We start from the raw sequence: 22814 nt of genomic DNA on the forward strand, positions 1-22814 counted from the left end.
AAAATAAGCAGGACCTAATCATATAGTACGTAATTTTGAATTAGCCAATTGAGCAGTAGGTGTACCAGGATAAGCTCTTACTACTTGTTGCAGGAATTTCTGAGCCTCTTGCTTATTACCTTGTGCAGCATAGGCATAACCAGTCTTTAGCATGCTTGCTGCAGACTTACTTGAGGTGGGAAATTGTTGTAAAACTACGTTAAAATGATCTATAGCTTTAGGGTAATCTTTCTTAACTAAATAAAGTTCTCCAAGCCAATATTGAGCATTAGCAGTATACCCACCCCTAGGATATTTTTGCACAAACACATTCATAGCACTTACAGCATCATCATATTGCTTGTTTTTCACTAATTCATAAGCTGCTAAATAGCTGATTTGTTCGTCAGCGGGATTGGCTCGCGAAGCAGTAGAAACAGCAGGTACTGGAACCGGTGCAGAAGCTGATTTACTTGTTTGAATATTAGATACCGGTGTGACTGTTTTAGGAGTAGGTTCTTTAGAGCCAACTGAAAGATCCAATGCAGGTTTATTAGCCGATGTTTTATTTGGCGCTAATTTAGCAGAACTGGTTCCACTTAAGCGTGCATCTAAATCTTTATAAAAAGCAACTTGTTGTTGCTGTAACAATTTTAAATCGTGAGCTTGTACTTCTAATTGGCCGCGGAGCTCTTGTACTTCTTGTTGTAAGCTTTGAATTTTATCAATCAGCTTCGCATTATCCGTAATATTATTATTGGAATTATTTGCTTGATCATCTTTAGCAAGCGCAGGTTCATCATCCGCTTGAGAATTATCGATTGTGTAATTCTCATTCCGGGCTACATCAAACTGTCTACTCTCAATTTGTGGCTCACCATACTTTGAGCCAACAGGCGCTTCATACGCCTGTTGTTCCTCACTAATTGCAAAATTTTCACTATCATCGATCACAGGCGCCTCTGACCAACAGGTCAGGGGAAGTATTAACATAAAGCCAGCAGCGATAATGTGTTTTTTGCAATTAATCATCTTGTTGCCTCATAAGTAAATTCAACACGTCGGTTTTGTGCGTGTGATGCTTCATCATGCCCTAAATTAATTGGACGCTCTTTACCGTAACTTACTACTCGAACTTGTTGTCTGTTAACACCCGCCATACGTAAAATATCAGCTACAGTGTTTGCACGGCGCTCGCCAAGAGCTACGTTATATTCACGGCTACCACGCTCATCAGTATGTCCGGCCACTAACACACGAGCACCAGGATGTGTCTTCAAGTATTCTGCCTGAGCATTAACAGATGGTAAATATTTAGGAGCCAAATTACTGTCATCATATGAGAACAAATACAATTGATTATGAGGTGCCTGGGTTGTATAAGACTCACCTGGCTCTTGACCTGCAAAATGAGTAAATTGCCCTAAACCTTGAGCAGAAGCCTCGCCTTCGCTCACACCTACTCCAGCACTGCCTGGTGTTTTAGAACAAGCAGCAACTAAAACAGCACTCGCTACAAGCAGACCTAATTTACAAAATGATCCGGCTTTCATCCTCAATCTCCTTCGTTCTTTTTATTATTAATAAATTTCAAAATCCCATACAGGGCTCATGGGGGCACATTGTACAATTCTTTTTATTTTTTGGCTACAGTATTCATCGCATCAGCCTGCACCAGTCTGCAATTCTAATGCTCTTTTGTTTGAACATGAGCCACCACAAAACGAGCCAAACTTGCGGTAAACAATTGAGTTGCTTTATTGGCTGCGATTACACCACCATAAGGGGTATCACTAGGACATGGAATCTGAAGATTTATAATCCGCGAAGCAAGCACTCTATTATCACTAACATGAGTTAAAACCATTTTGACCGAGAACTCTATGACGCTTGGTTTTTTAAGAAAGTTTTGTTCTAGGGCAAGTAATTGGGTATCCAAGCGATAATCTACACCTAAGGTATACGCATTGGATGTAACTGCTTCAAAAAGATTTGTCCGTTGTAAGCTTTGTAAAATTAAAGGATAGAGCATATCAGCCGGTGGATTTGCCCATGCATTTTTTGCAAAAGGTTCAATTTCAAAAGGTTTTTTAGTATAAAGCATTTGTTCCGTTTGATACCCCGCAGCAGCTTCAGGTGCGGTAACCAACAAAGTAATGGGCATAGGTTTCTTAGCCAACTGTTTGGTGCTGAATGCACTCAATTGATATTGATTTTTTACAGAAACCTTTACTGCTGAGCACGCACTGAGCAACACCGCGCTTAAACTCACAAGAAAAACAGTCAACTTTTTCATCATTTATTCTCCAGGCCCAGGTTGTGGCGGCTTACTTCCCCGAATAACCACAGCAGGGTTCTGACGCATTTCACTGCTCACCTTTTCCAAATTGGCAGAAATAGCATTTAATCGTCGCAATAAAATTACGGCCGGTGGAAGAGCTTCTTGGGAAATTTTATCTAATGTACTTTTTCCTGACCCCATAGTTTTTGATACACTATTCCCGGCCTTACTTAAACTTTCTGCCATAGTATCAAACTTAGAAATTCCTACTTTTAACTCATCGAGTATGTGCGGAAAATCGCGACTTGCCTTGGCCAGATTATCCATAAAAACATTAATATTCTTGCCATTACGCTCAAGATCTTTAGAAAAATGATCGATATTAGTTAATATGTGACGTATATGTTTTGCATTTTCTTCGTTAAATATACGTTGCGCTTCAGTACTTACAATGCCTACATCTTCAGACACCTTCTTTAAAATACTATCTAATTGATTAAAGACAGAAGGTTTTGAAGGAATAACTGGAAAAGGTTCGCCAGGCATTTGTTGGATAGGAGTTAAATCAGAGGTACTTGCACTCAAACCAATATAAGTAACGCCAGTAATTCCTTGAGAATTTAATGTTGCATAAGTACTTGTAGTAATTGGTGTATCTTCTTCTATATCCAATAAAATTTCGACTTGTCTTGGATCACTTTGATTTAATCTTATTTCTTTTACATAACCCACTTGTACCCCATTGAATTTTACAGGAGCATCTTTTGTTAGCCCCGAAGCCGCTTCATGCATGTAAACAGTATAAGTTGTATATTTTTTTTGATTGAAACCAACAGACAACCACAACATGGAGGCCACCAGCCCCACCAGTAATATGAGTACAAAGATACCTACAATGGTGTAATTGGTTTTCGATTCCAAGTATTCTGTCTCCAGTTATGCTTACACTTTACTAAAATAACCCGCAATTGTTTTATTCTTATTTTTCATTAAATCATTAATTGGCTCAACACTTAAAATTTTTCCATCCCCAATAAAGGCTACGCGATCTGTCGTTCGTTTTAAAGACTCTATATCATGACTGACCATGACTATAGTGAGCTTTAATGAATCTCTTAAAAAAACAATCAACTCATCGAAAAGTCTCGCACTCAATGGATCCAAACCTGTAGTTGGTTCATCCAAAAACAGCAATTCCGGATCCATAGCAATCGCTCGTGCTGCTGCCGCTCTTCTTTGCATTCCGCCACTCAACTCAGAGGGTAACTTACCTGCAGACTCTTTGGGCAATCCTACTAAAGCAATTTTTAGCAAAGCCAATTCGTACATGAATTCATAATCTAGATTAGTAAATTCTTGCATGGGGAACATAACATTTTCTAAAACGTTCATTGATGAAAATAGAGCACTGTGCTGAAAAAGCATTCCCCAACGACGGCGAAGCGAGAATGATTGTTGTACATCAAGATGGCTAATATCTTGACCAAATACTTTAATATCCCCTGCCGTAGGTTTCATTAACATCAACAAACTACGAAGTATCGTTGTTTTTCCGCTCCCAGAACCACCAATAATCGCTAAAATTTCCCCTTTTTCTACGGTCAAATTCACATCAGAGTGTACCCATTGACCACCGAGATAATTTTTTAGGCCTTTAATTTCGATAATGGGTTCGCTCATCTATAAATGCATCCGGCTATAAATAACTGAATAAATTGCATCCGCAATAATAATCAGAAATAATGCCTGAACTACACTTTTAGTAGTTTGGCTCCCAATATTTTTTTCCGTACCCGCTTCAACTCTAAATCCTTGAAAACAACCAACCAAGGCAATTAACAATGCAAATGCCGGTGCTTTATAAAGTCCTAAATTCAGCTGTGATAGTCCAACCGAGTCTCTTAATCGTTGTAAAAAATCAACAAAACTAATGCCTAGCTGACTTTTGGACATCATCATTGCACCTAAGATACTAAAAACATCAGACCAAAAAATCAATAAAGGAAATGCAATCAATAATCCTATCACTTTAGGTAGCACTAATAGTTCGGTAGGAGAAAGCCCCATGGTTAACAGCGCGTCTACTTCCTCGTTTAGTTTCATACTGCCAATTTGGGCAGTAAATGCAGAACTGGTTCGTCCGGCAACAATAATTGCTGTAATTAGTGGTGCAAATTCACGAAAAATGGCCATGCCTGATAAATAAGCAATGAAGATGTTGGCCCCATACGTTTGCAATTGCAGTCCCATTTGGTAAGCCAAGACTACACCGATTAAAAAAGAAAGTAAGGCGAGAATAGGTAACGCAGTGACGCCCGTAGTGTGTACATTCGAGATAATGCTTGGTAATTGAAATCGGCGCAAATTACCAAATGCTTCAATAATTTTAGTTGTTAAATCTCCAACTAAATTAAGAAGACCATCTACTTGACGTAATTTGTTTTCTGATTCTTTGCCCAATTGATAAAATAGGTTCTCTTTTGGCTCGGAAGGAATTTGGTAGCCTAAAAGTTCTTTTTTTGATTTAATTAAATCCATAAGTTGTTGTTGTGCTTCAGTAAAATCAGTCAACTCCACCTTATTTTCTTGTTGTTCGAGGGTATCCATGCATTTAATTAGCGCCAGAGCCCCAGCACTATCAAAATGACTAATTTTTTCACCGCTAATGATTATTTTTTGTTTTTTGGGCAATTCATCTGTTCTAAATCTTTTTAATAAATCGCCAATTTGCAAAACAGACCATGCACCTGTACAGTGAAATCTGGCAAGTTCCTTATCAAAAGTGATTTGCGCGCTGCTTTGTGCCATAGTCATTTTTTTTGAAAAATAACCTCAAAAGTAATATGAATGTTCTATAAGAGCAAAAACAATAGGACATGGTAACACAAGAATAAGTTATTCGGGTAGGGTAAAATGCAGTCTGGGTGGACCAAGCAAAACCCATACTGCATCATTTGTCATTCCTACAATGGCGGGATTTTCAACAACGCTTTTTTACAGAAAATTAAGCTGTAAGAGAACTAATTGAATTAGTTAGTTCATCAACTTTCTTGCCCCCATCAGCTGCAGGTTTAAACATCGACAATTCACTCACCCGAATTGAAGAACCAACTCGATCAAATCCTCTATTAATGAGATCGACGAAACCGTCTAAGAACTCTTCCCACCATCCACGATGTGACTTTAACGTTTTTACGTTTTCCTTATCGCTTTTCAGAATTTCTTGGCTTTTTAATTTAAACAATTCCAAATCACCATCAACAAGGTATTGATTACAAAGTTCAGTTATCTGCTCGTGAATACTTTTTGCAGCAACCGCAGCATCTTTATATTGCTGTTCTTTTCTTTGATCTTTCCTACGGTATTCTTTCGCTTTCTCTTCATATTTTATCTGTTTGGCATGAAGTGTTTTTAATTTTAAATAAACCTCAGAAAGTTGTGTAGTCCTATGCCTTTTAGCTCTCGATTCACCCACAACATGATGCTTTTTGTCAGTTTTTGAGGCTTCTCCAGATTGTGTTGCCTCATCACTATGAGTTTTAAATTGTACACTTTTTCTTATTCCTCCATGACCGAGCTCCTCTTCATTTTTTCCTTTTCCAGATGTTTTGAGTGGGACTTTAGACTGGGTCCGTAGCGATGCAGCGTTCAATTCTTCTGTAGGAATTTCAACCGAAGTGTCCAGGCTCTGTTTTTCACCATTTTTTTCACCAAAGTCTTCGGGTAACACTTCAACAGTACCTTTTTCTACCTTTTCATGTTGTTCATAGGTACTCGTCGATGGCTCAATTTGAGCTACAGGAGAAAACTTTTGATTTAAGCTTTGGATTAAACGGCTTATCTCCTCATCCATGTCACTGATAATTTTTTGATGGTGCTGTGTCAAACTAACCCTTTTGTTTTTACCTTTTTTTTCCTCATATTTTTTTAAAAATCCTTCCAAATCTTTCGCAGAATTACATTTTTTTTTCAATTGATCAATGAGTGTCTGTCTCATGCTTTCAGCTGCAGTAAAAGCCTTTTGTTCTTGTGTGTTTTTTCCCATAACATCTCCCAACAATTAATCCAATCAAATGTGCGTAATTTACACTTCGTGGCAAAAAAACACCAGAATAATTAAATTAAAAAACATAATGCTGGTATAAAAAAATATTTTTAGTATCTATATTGAGCGCAAAGAAAAAATAACGCCCACAAGAATAACAAAATGATGTAATTTTTATTTCGATAAACTGATTACCCTTTAATTAGATTAATGATGGTCTGAATACTGGATACATTGTTGCACAGCAGGAAAGCTTAATAAAATTATGCGGCTTACGATTTTCAGGTAGTTTGCAGTTCAGTTTTATGATAAAATTACTATCATTTTTTTCAAGACAGTAAAATCTAGGTATGCAAGACAATTACAGCCAATTTGAACAGCGCAAACATGGCATTATAAAACTTGCGTTAATGCCGGCTACTCAAAGGAGAAAGCATGCCTTTAACTTCTAATACCGATGAGCTTTTTCGCGGATTTTCCAAACTTACACGGGAAGAACGATTTAAACGTTTGTTAGCCTTAGGGGCAATAAACTCTGAAGACATTGCATTTCTTAAGAATGGCGGCGTTAAAGACTTGAATTTGGCAGACAAACTGATTGAAAATGTAATCGGTTATTTTCAGCTTCCTCTGGGCGTAGCCACTAATTTCAATATTAATGGCGAAGATTATGTAATTCCAATGGCTGTTGAAGAAACATCGATCATCGCCGCTTTATCTAAGTCCGCCAAATGGATTAGGCAATGTGGCGAAATAAAAACATGGGTTCATGGTGAATGCATATTAGGCCAAATCCAATTGGCAAAGGTTAAAGATTTTCCTAAGTTTTCTCAGATTTTTCATGAAAACCGCGCATACCTAATCAATAAAGCGAATAAAGATGTAGCAGAAAACATGGTAAAGCGTGGCGGTGGTGTCATCGATCTTCAATTACGTCAGCTCAAAAGAGAAGATCAACAAGACATGGCGGTCATTCATTTAACCATGAACAGTTGTGACGCTATGGGAGCTAACATTATTAATCAAGTTCTTGAATACTTGAAAACGCCTATAGAGCAGTTAACAGGTGAAGAAGTCACCATGTGTATTTTATCCAATTTGAATGATCAAAAGCTAACTACTGCTCAAGTTACTATCCATACCATTGAACCAGAACTCGGCCAAAAACTACATGAAGCATCACTTTTTGCCGAAATGGATCCCTATCGCGCAGCGACTCACAACAAAGGGGTAATGAATGGCATTGATCCCGTCTTAATTGCAACCGGCAATGACTGGCGTGCAGTTGAAGCTGGAGTACACGCCTACGCGGCACGAGATGGACAATATCGAGCAATTACTCGTTGGCGTTATCATGATGGAGTACTTACAGGACAACTTACCGCGCCGATTATTGTAGGAACTATAGGTGGTGTTACTTCATTACATCCAACTGCAAAAATGTGTTTGCGAATGATGAACATTTCTTCAGCAAATCAATTATCTCAAGTTATTGCGGCTGTAGGTCTTGTACAAAATTTAGGTGCAATTAAAGCATTATGCACGGAAGGTATTATTCAAGGCCACATGAAATTACATATTGATAATCTGCTTTTGGCTGCAGGAGCCAATGAAAATGAAATGCCAGTACTTAAAGAGCATTTACAAAAATGGTTGGATTTGCATAAAAGAATTAGCCTAAACAATGCCCATGACTTACTGGCTAAAATCAGACAAACACCAATTGCTGTATGAAATGGTTAATTCCTGCAAAAACCTTTTTATTAGGTGAATATGCTGCCTTAGCAGAAGCCTCCGCTCTTGTTGTTACGACCTCTCCTTGCTTTGAGCTCACGCTTACATCACAAGAAAAATTATCTGGGATTCATCCTGAATCTCCAGCTGGACTTTGGTGGCTAAAACAAAATTCGAGACAAGGGCTTTTATGGAGTGACCCTTATGCCGGCCAAGGTGGTTTAGGCGCTTCCAGTGCGCAATTTTTGGCAAGCTATTTGGCGAGTTGTTTCTTAAATAACTCCATAGCTGATATGAATCAGATGCTTTCTGCTTATTATGAATCTTCGTGGTCTGGAAAAGGCTTAAAACCAAGCGGATATGATGTAATCGCCCAATCACAACAAGGGTGTGTATACATTAATAAACAACAAAAAATAATAAAGCCCTACAGTTGGCCCTTTCAGGATCTGTCGTTTTTTCTCATTCACACTGGCGTGAAGCTTGCTACCCACCATCATTTACAAGACACTACCCTACCGACTCAGATAGATTATTTATCCTTCTTAGTTGATGAAGCCCAACAAGCATTCGAGCAGGTAGATTCTCTTAAATTGATTAAGACCATCAATGATTATCATCAAAAATTAGCTGAATTAAATTTGGTAGCAGAACACAGTTTAAAATTGATTAATGAGTTTAAAAAATATCCTGAAATACTCGCAATTAAAGGTTGTGGCGCTTTAGGTGCTGATGTTTTATTGCTTGTTACCTCGGTTGATAAAGCTAAAACTCTTGCTGATCAATTAAAATTGCGACATTGGACAATACTGGCTACGGAAAAAAACCTTTATCTTCAAATGTCACAAATTAAAAACTCCATTTTATATTAAACAACTTTTGCCTAAAAAGAGTATTTATGCTCAATAAAAACAACAAAATTATGAGAAACATCATAAAAAGACTTGAAATTCTGTGCTAATCCGGTATTATTCCAGCCTCTTTAGGGCCGTTAGCTCAGGTGGTAGAGCAGGAGGCTTTTAACCTCTGTGTCATAGGTTCGAATCCTATACGGCCCACCAGTTCTGGTAACTAACCTCCAATATAAACCAGAAAATAACAGGGCAAAATATATTAAATCCTTACCCCATTGCGCTCGTAGCTCAGCTGGATAGAGTACTTGGCTTCGAACCAAGGTGTCGGGGGTTCGAGTCCCTCCGAGCGCGCCATTTAATCCTTATAAATCAAGAACTTAAATTTATAGGCTCTTCCCCATTTCCGGGGGCACTAATCTGGCTCATCCCCATTTCCGGGGGCACTAATCAAGAACACAAAACTTTAACCCTTAACCTGTAATTTTCAAAATTTCTAAATCCATAAGCACGACGTTGAATCAGTTTCATCTTACGATGAAACCCTTCTGTAATGCCGTTGTTTTTAGTAAACCGCCACATTCTAACCACTTCCTCTCGCCATTATCTGTGCTTTGAAATGCATCATTCAATACATCGTAATTTCTGATTTCCAATTTGGAAATCGGAAATTACGATGCTATAATTCTAATAAAATAGACCGGAGCTTTTCATGCTTAAAGGGCAAGACATAGCTATTCTCATTAAATTGCTTTTAAAAAATAATAATAAAGAAAAAATTGAGTTTAAAAGCATAGCACATGAGCTTTATATCAGCCAATCTGAAGTGACTAAAAGTATTAAAAGGCTAGAGGCTACGAAACTTTTAACGCGTTATTCGGATGATAGCATTGAGTTACATAAGCACGAGCTTATGGAATTTTTTGTCCATAGTGTGAAGTATCATTTTCCAGCGGAAATTAATATAGCAACACGCGGCATGCCAGCGGCCTATAGCTCCCCTCATTTTAAAAAATTAATCATGAGCGAAGAGTCCTATGTATGGCCCTATATTAATGGTGATACAAAAGGTCTAGCCTTAACACCGATATACAAAACATTACCCAATGCCTTGGATAGAAGCCCTGATGAGAATTTTTATGCAATTATTAGTGCACTTGATCTGATCCGATTGGGTGGGAAGCGAGAAAATAAAATTGCAAAAGAACTGTTGGAACATTTTGTATGGAATCAATAAGAGTTAAACAAAATATTGAAGCACTTTATAAGGCAGCGACTCTTTTAAAAGATCTAAACGAACAAGTTGTTTATGTTGGTGGTAGAATCGTAGGGCTATTGATCACTGATTTAATAGAAGATGATGTACGACCAACCTATGATATTGATGTCGCTCTGGATTTAGGACGAACTGATATTGTTGCTCATTATTCTTTACAGAAAAAACTGGAAAGCTTAGGGTTTAAGCCGGATGGAAATGTCAATTGCAGATATGTGTTAGATGATTTTATGATTGATGTCATGTACACCGATGGTGTTCTACAAGGAATCAATTCAAATTGGTATCAGGCGGGTTTTGACAATGCACTTGAGATTCAAATTAAAGACAAAAAAATTAAAATACTCAACGCAGTCTATTTCATTGCCACAAAGCTTGAGGCATTCACTGATAGAGCCTATAAGAATAATGATTATTGGGATTGTAAAGATTTGGAAGATATCATCAATGTTATCAATGGCAGACCTGAATTATTAGTAGAAATAATGAACTCACCGAAAGATGTTGTCCAATTTATTTCAGGATACTTTAAAAAGCTCATCGAAGATCCTAAATGGTTAGAAGCAATAAAAGCAATCGCTCGGCTTGAACGCTCTAGAAATATTGTTTTGAGTGCAATAGAAAAAATTAGCGCCTTGTAAATGAACTATTCAAAAATCTCTATTTGATTTTATTTAAAACAAAAAGGTTAATTTTTTTCTGCGACCCAAACGTGTCTCAACTGTGGCGGTACTCTGCTGTAATAAGCTGTTTTAGGCAGTAATTAGTGAATTTGACGCTTCACAAGATATTGATTTATAACGAATTTCAAACAAGAGCATCCGGCTTCGAACCAAGGTATCGGGGTTCGAGTCCCTCCGAGCGCGCCATATAAGCCTACAGAGCAAGTGCCCCCTTATTTGGTGTAGAGCCAACAAGTTGTAATTTTTTTATTTTTTTACGATTCGCGACACACAGGTCATTCCATCTCTAAGTTACAATTATTCCATGATGCATGGTATTTTGATTAAAAAGGGCGCAAAGCGCCCTCAAAAAATATTAGTCTAATGAATTTGTGCTGGATTGATTTTCATATGCTGTTTTGTTAGTAATTTTTTCTTCTTTAAAAAGAGAATTAGCACGCAGTTTCGATGCTAAGTCACTTGGCGTCTGGAATCTCTTGTCTCCAAAATTTGAATCTACTTGTTTAATTACCTTTTTTGAGGACGTCACGCAGTTGTGTAATTTAGTTTTCTTTAATTCTTCGGGCAGAGGTTTAATGTCGCGCTCTGAAACTGTACCGCCAAATGGATCTTCGTTATGCTCATTTAATTTGCACTCTGAAAAATTTTTTAGAGAAAATGATTCTCTAAAAGACAAAAGCGTCTTGGACCACGAGTTTTCTCCAGAGAAAGAATATAATATTTCATTGGTTTCAATTTTTTTTGAAATTTTTTCTTGTTTTTCTAGTGCACGGTTATATTGCTCTTGGGTTAGGTCTGTTTTGAAGGCTACAGTTGCCTGTTTTTTATCATCTTCCGGACAAACGGCATTTATAGCTCCGATAGGAAATGAAAAAATATTAAAAAAACCACCAATACCTGGTTCCACACTAGTAACAGTTTCACGCCCCTTACCATCATCCAAAATGACAGTAGCATGCCCGCAAATACCGTCTTCAGCTTTAGTCTCTTTTATTAAAACTGTCATTTGTGGTGTACCAGTTTTATTTTTTTCAGATTTTGATTCCATATTGCCTCCAAATTATGATCAAGTGTTGAACTATGTGTGCATTTTTTTCATTTTAAACCAATTTGGTTAACAAATTATTAAGTGGGATAATTTTTTGACAAAAATTTCCTCAAATTAACTGTTACCGAAGGGAAACGAATATGGGAGAATTGAGTGGCATCGTTCAAAACATATTATTTTAGTAAATACTGAATGAAATCTGACCATTATGGGTTAATGGTATTATCACCCTTTGTGTCTTCATCAAGTTTTTCTCACTCTGGGCAACTAAATACATGATCTTGCTTTTTTTTACTGGTTATCTTTGAAGCTTCATCTACTGTATTAATCGCTGCATTTATAACTCGTTTTGGTGTTTCTGAAAAAATAACCAGCTTGGATAGTAATCTCACCTTATGCACATAAAGCTGCTTGACCGTTAAAAATCCTTAAAATCAGCCCCTTCATTTTATGGAGGAAACGAAATGGCTATGTTTGATATTTATACGGATTATTTGATTTGCCAAAATAAACATGCAACAGCAACTGGGCTATCGGAGATGCTGGCAGGTGAAATTGCTCATGATCAGGTAACGCGATTCTTAAGGCTTAATGAGTTTAGTTCAAAATCACTATGGAATTATGTCAAAAAGCCAGTTCGAGAGCATGAATGCGCTAGCGGTGCATTGCTTCTGGATGATTCGATAGAGGAAAAGCCATACACTGATGAAAATGAAGTCAATACCTGGCATTATTTTCATGCCAAGGGGGATGTGGTTAGAGGATTAATATTTTAACTTGCATGGTAAATTATGACGATTTCTGCGTTCCCATTGGCTATGAAATCATCAAGAAGGATGTTGCTTATTGCGATATTCAGACTAAGAAGACACACAGAAAGTCCTCTACCACAAAAAAATCAATTGTTTCGTAATTTGATTGAGCAGGCGGTTAAAAACAAGGTGCCTTCACTATAGATCCATATCTATTTCATACCTTATTTTGGGGAGTGATGATTTTTCATGGATGGGTAAGCCAGGTTTTTCTAGTGCTCTCTGGCTTTTGTTGTATGCTGCAACTAGTTAATTTACGTTTTTGCTGTTGTTAATAGTAACAGCACTGTCTTTAAGGGAAGTCATTTGACTGTGGCTGAACTTTATAGATTTCATTTGTACAAAATCGACAATAGTTTTTGGTAGTTCAATTGGCTTAAAACAAGTCTGTGAGTGGTATCTTGCAGTTTATGCTGATGCGTATGAGTGGGTAGAACTCCCCAATACCCTAGGCATAGCACTTTATGCCGATGGGAGCAAGCAAGCCCTATGCCGCCAGTGGAAAAAACATTCAACGCATGAGTAATTTTTGTGAATCATGCGCCTATGATCCAAATGTTTTATTGGGAGAGAAAGCCTGCCCCTTTAATGCACTATATTGGAATTTTCTGAAACAAAATGAAGACAAGCTGAAACATAATCCCCGATTTCATTATGCTTACATGAATTGGCAAAAAATGGCCCCTGGTAAAAAATAAGCCATACATACTCAGGCACAAGAAATATTATCTTCTTTAGATTCAGGCCGTCTTTAGGCTTACGTATTAAGAATCCAAATGATCCCATTGAGATAACTTGCAAAAATAAGCCAGAAAAAATAGGGGATTAGGAGTAAGGTAATTTCTTTTTGCTTATTTTTGATGGTTATAAAAATAATGGCTGCATTTAAAGCCACCATAACTACTATCCATAAAAAACTAAATCCCAACCAATGCAGTTGAAAAAAAAGTGGTGTCCATATCCAATTCATAATCAGTTGAATTAGATAAAGACGAAGCACTGTTTTATTTTGAGGCTTATGCCGATTTTGCCATAAGGTAAAACCAACAATCGCAAGAAATGCATATAAGATTGACCACACCAGTGAAAACACCCACCCAGGAGGAGTTAGAATTGATTTATGTAGCCCTTCATACCAAGAGTGGATATTCTCTTGGGTCAATAAACCTAAGAAAAATCCAATTGCCTCAAAAAATAAAATCCAAACAATCAGTTTAATTCCGCTTTCTTTACGCAAAATGCTCTCTCCATAGTTGCATTAGTCCCTCCCGAAATGAAGGATACTGTAAAACAATATTAAGTTCCTTTTTTATTTTTAAATTAGACACACGACGATTGCTCAAATAGAACTCTTGCTCTCTTGGTGATAATGAAGCTTCTTCAAACGGAACTAAAGGCAATGGCGATTGGTTCAATAACGAAGCGGCATAAGCATCAACCTCATGCGATGCAGCTGGCTCATCATCAGCAACATTGTAGGTAGATAGAGGATGTGGATTCTTTATTGAAGCAAGAATCACGGACACAATATCATCAACATGAATACGCGAAAAGACCTGGCCTTCTTTAAAAATACTGTACTTTTTCCCCGATATAATTCGCTCAAGTGGATTTCTTTGTGGTCCATAAATTCCTGCCAGTCTGAAAATATGCAATGGGAGTTGGTTGCTTTCTGCATAAGAAAACCATGCTTTTTCTGCGTTCAAACGTAAAATTCCAGAAGCGCTTTTCGGCCTACAAATACTTTCTTCATCAACCCAATTTCCTTGATAATCACCATACACCCCCGTGGAAGAAAGATAACCTAACCACTCAATATGTGGAGCATGCCGCTTTATCAATTCTGAGTAATAAGATAATACAAGATCCCCCACACCTGCTGTAGGTGGGACACTAATCAAAAGATGCGTGGATTGACTGAGGTAATAGTCAATATCTGCGGCGTTAAAATCAATAAGTGTGATTGCAGAATAATGATTCGTTGTTCTTTTTCTTTCTTGACGTGTTGTACCAACAACGTCAAAACCTAACTGAATCAGTCTCTGCGCAAGTCGATTCGCGGTATACCCAAAACCAAAGATAAAGAAAGATGGAGTCATTTCATATCCTTCTTTTTTAACTGATTGTAATAATTTAAAGCCCTTATTCTTGCTTCATGATGATTAATAATGGGTTTGGGATAATTTGTATTTAAATAAAATCTCTTACAATCATTAGATTCCCAAGGTGCATGAATTGACTGACTGTCTAATTGAGAAAGCTCCGGAACCCAATGACGAATATAACCGCCATCAGGATCAAATTTTTGACTTTGTAATACTGGATTGAAAATACGAAAATAAGGTGCTGCATCAGCGCCACTTCCTGCCACCCATTGCCAACTCGCACTATTATTTGCTAAATCTGCGTCGACAAGAGTATCTAAAAACCAATCGGCGCCCAAACGCCAATCAATGAGTAAACCCTTGGTTAAGAATGATGCCGCAATCATTCGGACACGATTGTGCATATAGCCTGTTGCCCATAACTCCCTCATCCCTGCATCGATTATTGGATAACCGGTCAAACCTTTTTGCCAGCAAGCTAATAATTTCTCATCGTTGTGCCACGGAAATGCATCAAACTCATTCCTGAAATTCTCGGATGGAAGTCTTGGGAAATGATACAGTAAATACACTGAAAACTCTCGCCATCCCAGTTCTGAGAGAAAATGTTCCGCTGATGATAAATCACATTTCGGATCGAGTTTTGCTAGTTCAATTTCCCGTACAATTGTCCATGGGCTGATTTCACCAAAATGTAGGTGTGGTGATAAACGTGAAGTTGCATTTTTTATTGGAAAATCTCGATTTTTTTTATAACCATTAAGTTGATGTTCTACGAACTCAAGTAATTTTTGTTGCGCACCATCTTCTCCTGGAGTCCAATATTCTTTAAATCGCGCAGCCCAATTGATCGCAGGTAATAATTTCCACTCCAAAAGCTTAGCGCTTTTCACTTCAATTCCAGCAGGTCGATGTTCTAAGTGCATAGACGGTTGTATATTAAGATTTTGTTTACAGTGGTTCCAATAGGGAGTAAAAACTTTAAAATAATCACCGTTTTTATTTTTAATTGTCCAAGGTTCATGAAGCAAACTTCCGTTAAAACTTAGGACTTCGATACCCTGTTCCAACAAAGTTGCTTTAATCTTTTTATCACGCAAAATAGCAGCGGGCTCATAACAACGATTCCAGTATACTGAGCCGACAGAAATTTTCTTTACCAAGTCTAAAATAATCTCTAGGGGCTCGCCCTTGCGAAGAATAAGATTTAATCCAAATATTGCAAGGGAGTTACTTAAAGAGGTAAGACTATGATGAAGCCACCAAGCTTGTGCTCCTCCCAAGACACTATTTTTTTCATCATAAATATACAGCGGAATCACACACTGATGCCGAGAACAAGCCTCGATAAACGCAGGGTTATCGTTTAATCTTAAATCGCGGCGAAACCAGACTAATGCAATAGTCATATAAATCTCAAACAGAAAACGATAATTTCAAATGTATCAATTTATCTAATAAATTAATAGAAATACGAAGAACCTTAAATCAATATCAAGAATGTATTACTGGAATAACGTAAAAAAAACGGTTTGAGTTTGAAAAAATTTCATAATGAAAATCGCTAGTCTAAAACCCATCACAGCAAAATTACATTGAATTTTACTAGAGTCCAACCAGCGACATTCAGAAATGGATCAATGCGACTTCCATAGCCTAAAATTTCCCTCCATAACGCCCTATCAACAACGAAAGCTCATAATGCTGCAACTGGTAATTCATTTGAGGAAATGGGCTCAATATCCCAATTGGTTTGGTGTTGTATTAATCCTTTTTCAAGTGCTGGCGCGAGAAGCTGGGATAAATGGCTTTCCTTATAGTATTTTATGAAACGAGAAGCGTAAGCAAATCGTTCACTATCAGATATTTTTTCATCACTAAGATACTTAATAGCTTCCGAGCTTTCCGTACTAGAAAAAAACCAATTTAATCTTAATAGGCCCGATAAACCGCAACATCTTGATGATTTGTACTGATAATAATCTTTAATAACAGAAGCGATTTCACCAAGTGACAGTTTAGGATAATTCTCTTTGCTGTTATACATGAAACACCTATCCTGTTGTGCTTGCTCTCTAAATAGTTCTAATTTTGTTTTTTTGGTTCGGTCCGCTCGATGGAAATTTGATTTTTCTGCCAGGTTATTGGAGAGGAATTGAAGCCTGATTGCTCCGTTTTCGTGTTCTTTGTATTTTTTGAGTGAGTTTAAAAATGAGTGAGTCATGATGGATGCTTCTTTTGTGTTGGCATCAAGATAAATAAGGTTAATCTGTAGCCTCCCTTTAAAGTCATCAAGCAAGCCATCTTCTTTCATTTTATCAGCCACTTCAGGGACTAATATTGAATTTTTACTTTCATCAGTGACCCTTAGGTGCAAGGACAAATTTTCAAAAAACCTTAAGGTTTCAGTTTTTACATGCTCAAGCCCTTGAAGGAGAGACTTTTTACCAGGCTTACCCGAGAATAGTACAGAAACTTTGCTGTTGTTCGGTAATTGGCTTAATTTTTTCTCACCATAGTAACAAACTATAACCTCATGATTTTGCTTTGCTTCTAATAATAACCATTCTTCGATGATTTTTTTTAGGTTTGGCGGAACTGCTTTCTTTTTAAAAGGAACATATAAATAATGACTCACTAAAACCACCTCTTCAAATGTATCATTTAAGTAAAGTTTTGTAATAATTATACAAAAATTAAAAGTAGATGTATAGGATTAGACCTGAATGAGATAAAGATAAGCAATGCTGTTTGGAGTGAACCCTAACTGATGCCCCATTTGAAAAAGGCTTTTGCACTGTTCGTCTGCATTACGTTTACAGCATTCACTCTAATTTTGAGATAAATTGGGGTTGGTATATCCTCTATCCTAAGAATATTAGTTCACCACCTAAAACCATGTGCCAATTACTACAGTCTAATACACGCCCTTGTGGGCCTTTGATGCGTGATTTTTCGAGGTGATTTAAATAACCACTGCTTTGCTGCTGCGCTCACAAATTTTCTCAGTCACTTCGCTCACTATGTGATGCATTCTTCTCTGCTCTGGTAAAAATTGACTCATAATCCGAGCAAAATGATGAATATCGACTGCTTCTTGTATTTTCGATTTTACTTTTCCAAATTCGTTGAGGAAAAGAAACGTACCAAATCCTTTAACACTTCCTGTTGCACTTGGGCATTTATCCAATTAAGTTTCACCTGGGTAGTTAATTGCTCTCGTTGATTCACAAGGAACAAAGTACTGTCCCCTTCGGTGAATTTTTTTGTCTCTCCCTGTTGCACCTTTAGTGCCAAAGAATATTCTTTTTTTAAGAAAGCGACTTGTTGACGCATTCTTCTTATCCCAATATAAAGATTGGTGAGTTCATTTCTAAGCTGCTCATACATAAACTTTTTTTCCGCTCGTATTTGCTCCAGCTCACTTTGGGTACGAATTAATTTTCCTTTGGCTTCTCGTCGTAATACAGGAAATTTGAAAGAAACTCCGATAAAAGCTGCCTGAGGAATTAACGCAGGATATCCGCCACTACCGTTTTGCTTAAAAGTAGATGCAGTAGCATCCAAATTGGGGAGCAACTCATTTTTCGCTAAATCACGCTTCAGTCTTATTATTTTTGAGTAGTTTCGCAGTTTCTGTAATGCAGGATGGCGAATTAACTGAGGGAATCCTTGAGCTAATTGACGTTGCTGCATCCAAATCTGGGAAGGCAGACTTTGTTCCGATGGAATTTTGGGGTTCCCTCGTTCATCTCGATAATACAAAGATAAATTTATTGCAGCTTGTTCGAATATCATTCTCCCTTGATTAAGCAACTGCTCTCTTTGGACTATTTGTTGTGTGTTTTCAGTGATTGCAAGTCGCGCGAGATCGCCCTGATTTGCTTGCTGCTCAATGGCAACTTGTCGCTTTCGCGCTAATTTTAATAACTCTTTAAAGGTTTTTAATTGCCACCCTGCTTCTACCCATTGCCAATAGGCTTTAATCGTTTCCTGATATATCTTAATTTTTATTGCTTCCATGTCGTGTTTTTTCAACTCAATGGACTCAGCGGTAGTTAATAAATCGGTTCGCTCCTTATCAATCAATCGATCTCGAAGTAAAGGTAATGATAAACCAGCTCGGTATTCTCCACCTGAATTCGTTAAGTAATTTTGATAATAAATAGGCCAGTTTCCATTGCCATTTCGATACCCAGCAAATAATTGGACTCCATTATAAAAAGTAGGAACACTAATCTGGGTATCTCCGTAATTATTGATATAACCACCCGCTGGCTGGGATCGAGTGCTTGCATCAAGAGAGGGATCGAACTTTCCCAACGCACTCAAATGTGCGCCTTGAGCCTTTGTAATTTCCAAACGTGCTATTTTAATTTTGGGATAATACTCAGTAACGCACTGAAGCACCTTATCCAGGGTTAATTGAGGGTCTTCACTTGCCACACTGACAACCGAGGGAAGACAACACATCAAACCTAGAATGAGTTGATATTTAAAACCACTATGAGTAAAAAGTCGAATCATGACGGATTCTTCCCTGGAGTACTTAACGAATTCTTCTCGGGAGTACTTTCGGGCGGAAAACCATTAAATTGGCGCCACAATTCATACCATAAAGGGACTTCGCCTAATTGAACCCAACCATGAACACGCACGCCTTGTCTTAAAAATCGAGGTTGAGGCCAAGGCTCATCCGGGACAATGACGGCACGAAATAACCCCATGCCATTGTCGGTGGGATCTATAAAGGCTACCGTGCCACCAAAGGTGCCTACAGCAATTTCTGGCCAACCTCTAAATTGGATTGCAGGCCAACCTTCAAACTGTAATCGAGCTTTTTGATGAAGTTGAACAAACGGAATATCATTGCCATCAATCCATAACTCCACCGCGCGCGATTGTGTGTCGGGAATAATTTGCGCTAAAACATCTCCTGCTTTAATGACGACGCTCTCTTGACCTGTTAACCGTTTAAAAATTACTCCCGCGACATGTGCTTTTATGAGTTGTGTTTGCTGACGGGCGATTCGCACATCAACATCGACTAGATCAATATTTGCTTGTGCTAACTCACTTTGGTATTTCGAATATTCAATTTGTGCCAATTCAAACTGACGCTTTGAATTAATTCCTTGCTGATACAATCTTTTTTGACGTTCTAGATTGGCTTTTCCAGCGATTATGGATTGCTGTGCTGCCTGTATGCGCAGTTCGATAGCTTTTTTTTCTAATTCCAATCGCTTTAATAATTGAGGATCAATATCGCTGATTTCAACGATAAGATCGCCAGGCTGTACCTTCATTCCCTCATCAACATACCATTTTTTAATGCGTCCATTGATTGGTGAGTTCAATGTATGAAGTCGCTCAGTTGGGGAATAAGCAATCACCTTTCCATTGCCAAGAGCAAACTGTTGCCAGGGAGTAAAAATTAAAAATAAAATGAGAATCAAAGCAATAAGAACAATGATTTTGGCGATTTTTTGGGGCTTGGGGAGTTTGGCGATCATCGTATAGGCATGTAATTTCATGGAAGCACCGCGTAATTTGATATTTCTTTAAATTGATGAGCTTGGCTAACTAAAATCATCAGGGTATTTTTTAAGTTCAGCAATGGTGCCATGAGCAAGTCAATTTTATCGCGCTCCAGTCCATCAAAAGTACGGTCAATAATCAGTAACTGAGGCTCAAGCAAGATAATTCGTACTATCATCAGTGCAATAAGCTCAAACTCGGTAAATTCATTTTGCCAATCATAAATAACCGCTTTTAAACCTAGCGGTTGATGTACTATTTTTTCAGAAAGTCCGAAATGATTGAGCTGCTCCATAACCTGTTTAGGAGAGATATTCTTATGGTTTAGTACTAAGTTGTCATAAATGCTGCCTACAAACCATTCAGGTCTTCGTAGCAATAAGCTGTATTCTCGAAGTGCTGCTCGATGCTTTTCATTGCATAATTGTTGATTGACTTGAACGTGCATATCATATTTTTTCCCAAATCCTAGCAGTGATTCAGAAAATGTTTTGCAACTCTGTGCATCCTGAGAATAAATAAATAGGGGTTTATTCAAAGAGGCAATTGCTTGACTCTTATTTGGGAATTTTATTTCTATGGTTTGGATAGGCACAAATAAAGCATTGAGATCGATTTTAATTTCTTCTAAGGGTAAATTGAGGACTACATCAATCTTATTCTTGGAGGCAATTAAATCATAATAATTCTCAAGAAGAACACCAAATCGTTTAAATGCATAAATCAATGCACCAAGAACAATTTCAGCGGCGACCAGTTGTCCTAAACTCAATTGATTTTTAATCACAAGATATCCTCCTAATCCCAAAAGGAGGCTACTTGAAAACGCAGCCAGCAGATAAAAACCAATTTGATGCTTAATCAGTTGTTTAAAATGAGTCTTTCTTGCATTTAAAAAAGAAACCAAATGCTTGTCGGATTGTAACGTGGCGTAGTGATTATAATTACTAAACCGGAATAAAAATCGATTGATTAGAAGTTCTTCAAGCCAGGCACCCACTTGATGCTTTTCGGCACATTCTTTTTTTGCACTTTCTAATCCCTTACGAAAGGGGATAAAAATAATTAACAAGAGACTGAGAATGATAGCTACGTCAAAAATGATAAATAGGGGATGATAAATGAGGAGAAGTAATAACCCCAAAAAAAGCTGTAATCCTAAATTAACCCCATAAAGCAAAAGACTGGCAAGTGATTTATTGATGGTAGCCACTTCAAAAAAACGATTGACCAGTTCAGGACCATGATGCGTTGAAAAACTATCAAGCGACAGACGGGTAAAATGATTGGTGAGGTTTAGACTTATTTTCACCATCAATTTTTGCTGAATGACTTCAAGAATTACAGTTTGCCAAACATTTAAGGCACCCAGTGCCGCCATTAAGATGAACACAATCAGACTCAAGGTCAGTACGGGCTGCATTAATTTACCAAAAGCAATTAAATTGATTAATGTCTGTGCAGCAATCGGAATGCTTAATGTGAATAAGCTTGCTATTAAGCTAATGAGTGCAATCGATATCAGTGTTGGTCTATCTAAAACATCAGTAATTGAATTCATTTCTTTACTTATTATCCTTTTTTAATCGTAAAAAACTAGTGTTTTAATTTTTTCAATAAAAAAAACTCAAGGGACTCGATTGCCTTATTGTGCTCTTTCTTTTTTAGCAAGGATACATGAATATCGTTTAATTTAGGTAAAAAATCCTCATCAAGTCGGTCAAGATCATTAGGAATCATGCTGCGTTGTATGGCAGTAATACCTAACCCTGCGCGCACTGCAGCCATTTTCCCAGTGTAGCTTTGACTACTGAACACAAGACGCCAGTTTAAATGGTGACTCTCTAGAGAATCAATCACGTTTCCACGATAAACACAAGGTGTTGGTGAGAGCACCAGCGGAATTGGTGTGTTTTTATTGAGTTGAGTGAGAAGCTCTCTCTTCCCCACCCAATCGACTGACTCATTCCACACATCTACACCCTCAGCAATTTGATTTCTTTGATTCGTTTTAATCAATATCAAATCAAAATCGCCGTGGTTAAAACGTTCGATTAAATTAAGAGTCAGTTCACACTCAACATTCAGCATCACCCGTGGATGCAGTCGTGAGAACTCCACCAACACATCCGATAAAAACATTGACGCAAAATCCTCAGGCAAACCAAATCGAAGTTCCCCATGGAGTTCTGGAGCCTTAAATCGGTCAAGTGATTCGCGATGCAGTTCATAAATTCTTTTGGCATAACCTAAAAAAAGCTCGCCATCAGGGGTTAGCGACAACTCGCGTCCGCGAAGAATTAAGGGTTTTTCAATCAACTGCTCCAGTTTTGCAATCTGCTGACTCACTGCGGATTGAGTGCGTCCAACACGAACGGCTGCTTTTGTAAAACTTCTGGTTTCTGCAACCGCCAAAAAGCATTGCAAGGTTACGGTATCAAGGCTCATTAGAAATCCTAATC

At 37.7% G+C, this 22814-nt stretch carries 20 protein-coding genes, 2 tRNA genes and 3 pseudogenes; 8 read left to right on the forward strand and 17 right to left on the reverse strand.

Features of this window, described 5'->3' with window-relative positions:
- Positions 1 to 18 precede the first annotated feature (18 nt).
- From ybgF to Lstg_RS02370, 7 genes are all read right to left on the reverse strand, one after another.
- Positions 19 to 1011 carry a tol-pal system protein YbgF gene (ybgF, locus tag Lstg_RS02340; RefSeq protein ID WP_058476060.1) on the reverse strand — a complete coding sequence of 331 codons (993 nt, stop codon included), beginning with the start codon at positions 1009 to 1011 and terminating at the stop codon, positions 19 to 21.
- The gene (gene pal, locus Lstg_RS02345; RefSeq protein WP_058476061.1) at positions 1008 to 1532 is read right to left on the reverse strand and encodes a peptidoglycan-associated lipoprotein Pal; all 525 of its coding nucleotides are present in this window, start codon (positions 1530 to 1532) and stop codon (positions 1008 to 1010) included. The genes ybgF and pal overlap by 4 nt, the downstream gene beginning before the upstream one ends.
- A gap of 134 nt (positions 1533 to 1666) precedes the next feature.
- On the reverse strand, positions 1667 to 2275 hold the full coding sequence (locus Lstg_RS02350; protein WP_058476103.1) for an ABC-type transport auxiliary lipoprotein family protein: 609 nt from the start codon (positions 2273 to 2275) through the stop codon (positions 1667 to 1669).
- 3 nt (positions 2276 to 2278) lie between these two features.
- A complete protein-coding gene (locus Lstg_RS02355; protein WP_172462829.1) occupies positions 2279 to 3181 on the reverse strand; it encodes an MlaD family protein in 903 nt (300 codons plus the stop codon).
- 21 nt (positions 3182 to 3202) lie between these two features.
- Positions 3203 to 3940, reverse strand: coding sequence for an ABC transporter ATP-binding protein (locus tag Lstg_RS02360; RefSeq protein WP_058476062.1), 738 nt, complete (start codon positions 3938 to 3940; stop codon positions 3203 to 3205).
- Entirely contained in the window at positions 3941 to 5068 is a 1128-nt protein-coding gene (locus Lstg_RS02365; RefSeq protein WP_058476063.1) for an MlaE family ABC transporter permease, read from the reverse strand. It lies immediately after the preceding gene.
- A 196-nt stretch (positions 5069 to 5264) separates the two neighbouring features.
- Positions 5265 to 6305, reverse strand: a complete 1041-nt coding sequence (locus tag Lstg_RS02370) for a hypothetical protein (protein ID WP_058476064.1) — start codon at positions 6303 to 6305, stop codon at positions 5265 to 5267.
- A 435-nt stretch (positions 6306 to 6740) separates the two neighbouring features.
- On the opposite strand from Lstg_RS02370, the gene Lstg_RS02375 reads away from it, so the two are divergent.
- The 4 genes from Lstg_RS02375 to Lstg_RS02390 all read left to right on the forward strand — a co-directional run bounded on the left by Lstg_RS02375 (position 6741) and on the right by Lstg_RS02390 (position 9247).
- The gene (locus Lstg_RS02375) at positions 6741 to 8039 is read left to right on the forward strand and encodes a hydroxymethylglutaryl-CoA reductase, degradative (protein WP_058476065.1); all 1299 of its coding nucleotides are present in this window, start codon (positions 6741 to 6743) and stop codon (positions 8037 to 8039) included.
- Positions 8036 to 8911: a hypothetical protein gene (locus Lstg_RS02380; protein ID WP_058476066.1), complete on the forward strand. Its 876-nt coding sequence runs from the start codon at positions 8036 to 8038 to the stop codon at positions 8909 to 8911. The genes Lstg_RS02375 and Lstg_RS02380 overlap by 4 nt, the downstream gene beginning before the upstream one ends.
- 113 nt (positions 8912 to 9024) lie before the next feature.
- Positions 9025 to 9100 (forward strand) — tRNA-Lys (locus Lstg_RS02385).
- 70 nt (positions 9101 to 9170) lie between these two features.
- Positions 9171 to 9247 (forward strand) — tRNA-Arg (locus Lstg_RS02390).
- A 93-nt stretch (positions 9248 to 9340) separates the two neighbouring features.
- On the opposite strand, the pseudogene Lstg_RS17460 reads toward Lstg_RS02390, so the two are convergent.
- A pseudogene (locus tag Lstg_RS17460) lies at positions 9341 to 9493 on the reverse strand (transposase); the annotation flags it as partial.
- 109 nt (positions 9494 to 9602) lie between these two features.
- Here Lstg_RS17460 and Lstg_RS02395 point away from each other — a divergent pair.
- Positions 9603 to 10127 carry a helix-turn-helix domain-containing protein gene (locus Lstg_RS02395; protein ID WP_058476067.1) on the forward strand — a complete coding sequence of 175 codons (525 nt, stop codon included), beginning with the start codon at positions 9603 to 9605 and terminating at the stop codon, positions 10125 to 10127.
- Positions 10115 to 10807: a hypothetical protein gene (locus tag Lstg_RS02400; protein WP_058476068.1), complete on the forward strand. Its 693-nt coding sequence runs from the start codon at positions 10115 to 10117 to the stop codon at positions 10805 to 10807. The genes Lstg_RS02395 and Lstg_RS02400 overlap by 13 nt, the downstream gene beginning before the upstream one ends.
- Positions 10808 to 11204: 397 nt before the next feature.
- Here Lstg_RS02400 and Lstg_RS02405 read toward each other — a convergent pair whose 3' ends face one another.
- Complete coding sequence (locus Lstg_RS02405; protein WP_058476069.1) at positions 11205 to 11897, reverse strand: hypothetical protein; 693 nt, start codon at positions 11895 to 11897, stop codon at positions 11205 to 11207.
- Between the two features lie 464 nt (positions 11898 to 12361).
- Between Lstg_RS02405 and Lstg_RS02410 the strand changes: the two are divergent.
- Together Lstg_RS02410 and Lstg_RS18130 are read left to right on the forward strand one after the other, a co-directional pair.
- A pseudogene (locus Lstg_RS02410) lies at positions 12362 to 12841 on the forward strand (IS701 family transposase); the annotation flags it as partial.
- A 247-nt stretch (positions 12842 to 13088) separates the two neighbouring features.
- A pseudogene (locus Lstg_RS18130) lies at positions 13089 to 13407 on the forward strand (cryptochrome/photolyase family protein); the annotation flags it as partial.
- 59 nt (positions 13408 to 13466) lie between these two features.
- On the opposite strand, the gene Lstg_RS02420 reads toward Lstg_RS18130, so the two are convergent.
- The 8 genes from Lstg_RS02420 to Lstg_RS02455 form a co-directional block, all read right to left on the reverse strand.
- Complete coding sequence (locus Lstg_RS02420) at positions 13467 to 13946, reverse strand: TspO/MBR family protein (protein WP_058476071.1); 480 nt, start codon at positions 13944 to 13946, stop codon at positions 13467 to 13469.
- On the reverse strand, positions 13939 to 14808 hold the full coding sequence (locus tag Lstg_RS02425) for an SDR family oxidoreductase (RefSeq protein ID WP_058476072.1): 870 nt from the start codon (positions 14806 to 14808) through the stop codon (positions 13939 to 13941). Before Lstg_RS02425 ends, Lstg_RS02420 begins: the two co-directional genes overlap by 8 nt.
- Positions 14805 to 16223, reverse strand: coding sequence for a cryptochrome/photolyase family protein (locus Lstg_RS02430; RefSeq protein ID WP_058476073.1), 1419 nt, complete (start codon positions 16221 to 16223; stop codon positions 14805 to 14807). Before Lstg_RS02430 ends, Lstg_RS02425 begins: the two co-directional genes overlap by 4 nt.
- Before the next feature lie 287 nt (positions 16224 to 16510).
- Positions 16511 to 17452, reverse strand: a complete 942-nt coding sequence (locus Lstg_RS02435) for a hypothetical protein (protein WP_238585352.1) — start codon at positions 17450 to 17452, stop codon at positions 16511 to 16513.
- A gap of 473 nt (positions 17453 to 17925) precedes the next feature.
- Complete coding sequence (locus tag Lstg_RS02440; protein WP_238585355.1) at positions 17926 to 19287, reverse strand: TolC family protein; 1362 nt, start codon at positions 19285 to 19287, stop codon at positions 17926 to 17928.
- 50 nt (positions 19288 to 19337) lie between these two features.
- The gene (locus Lstg_RS02445) at positions 19338 to 20348 is read right to left on the reverse strand and encodes an HlyD family secretion protein (protein ID WP_028381659.1); all 1011 of its coding nucleotides are present in this window, start codon (positions 20346 to 20348) and stop codon (positions 19338 to 19340) included.
- Positions 20345 to 21913, reverse strand: coding sequence for an ABC transporter transmembrane domain-containing protein (locus Lstg_RS02450; protein ID WP_058476076.1), 1569 nt, complete (start codon positions 21911 to 21913; stop codon positions 20345 to 20347). Before Lstg_RS02450 ends, Lstg_RS02445 begins: the two co-directional genes overlap by 4 nt.
- A 35-nt stretch (positions 21914 to 21948) precedes the next feature.
- The gene (locus Lstg_RS02455) at positions 21949 to 22800 is read right to left on the reverse strand and encodes a LysR substrate-binding domain-containing protein (protein WP_058476077.1); all 852 of its coding nucleotides are present in this window, start codon (positions 22798 to 22800) and stop codon (positions 21949 to 21951) included.
- Positions 22801 to 22814: the final 14 nt, after the last annotated feature.

Origin of the sequence: Legionella steigerwaltii (genome assembly GCF_001468065.1) — a bacterium.
Classification (GTDB): Bacteria; Pseudomonadota; Gammaproteobacteria; order Legionellales; family Legionellaceae; genus Legionella; species Legionella steigerwaltii.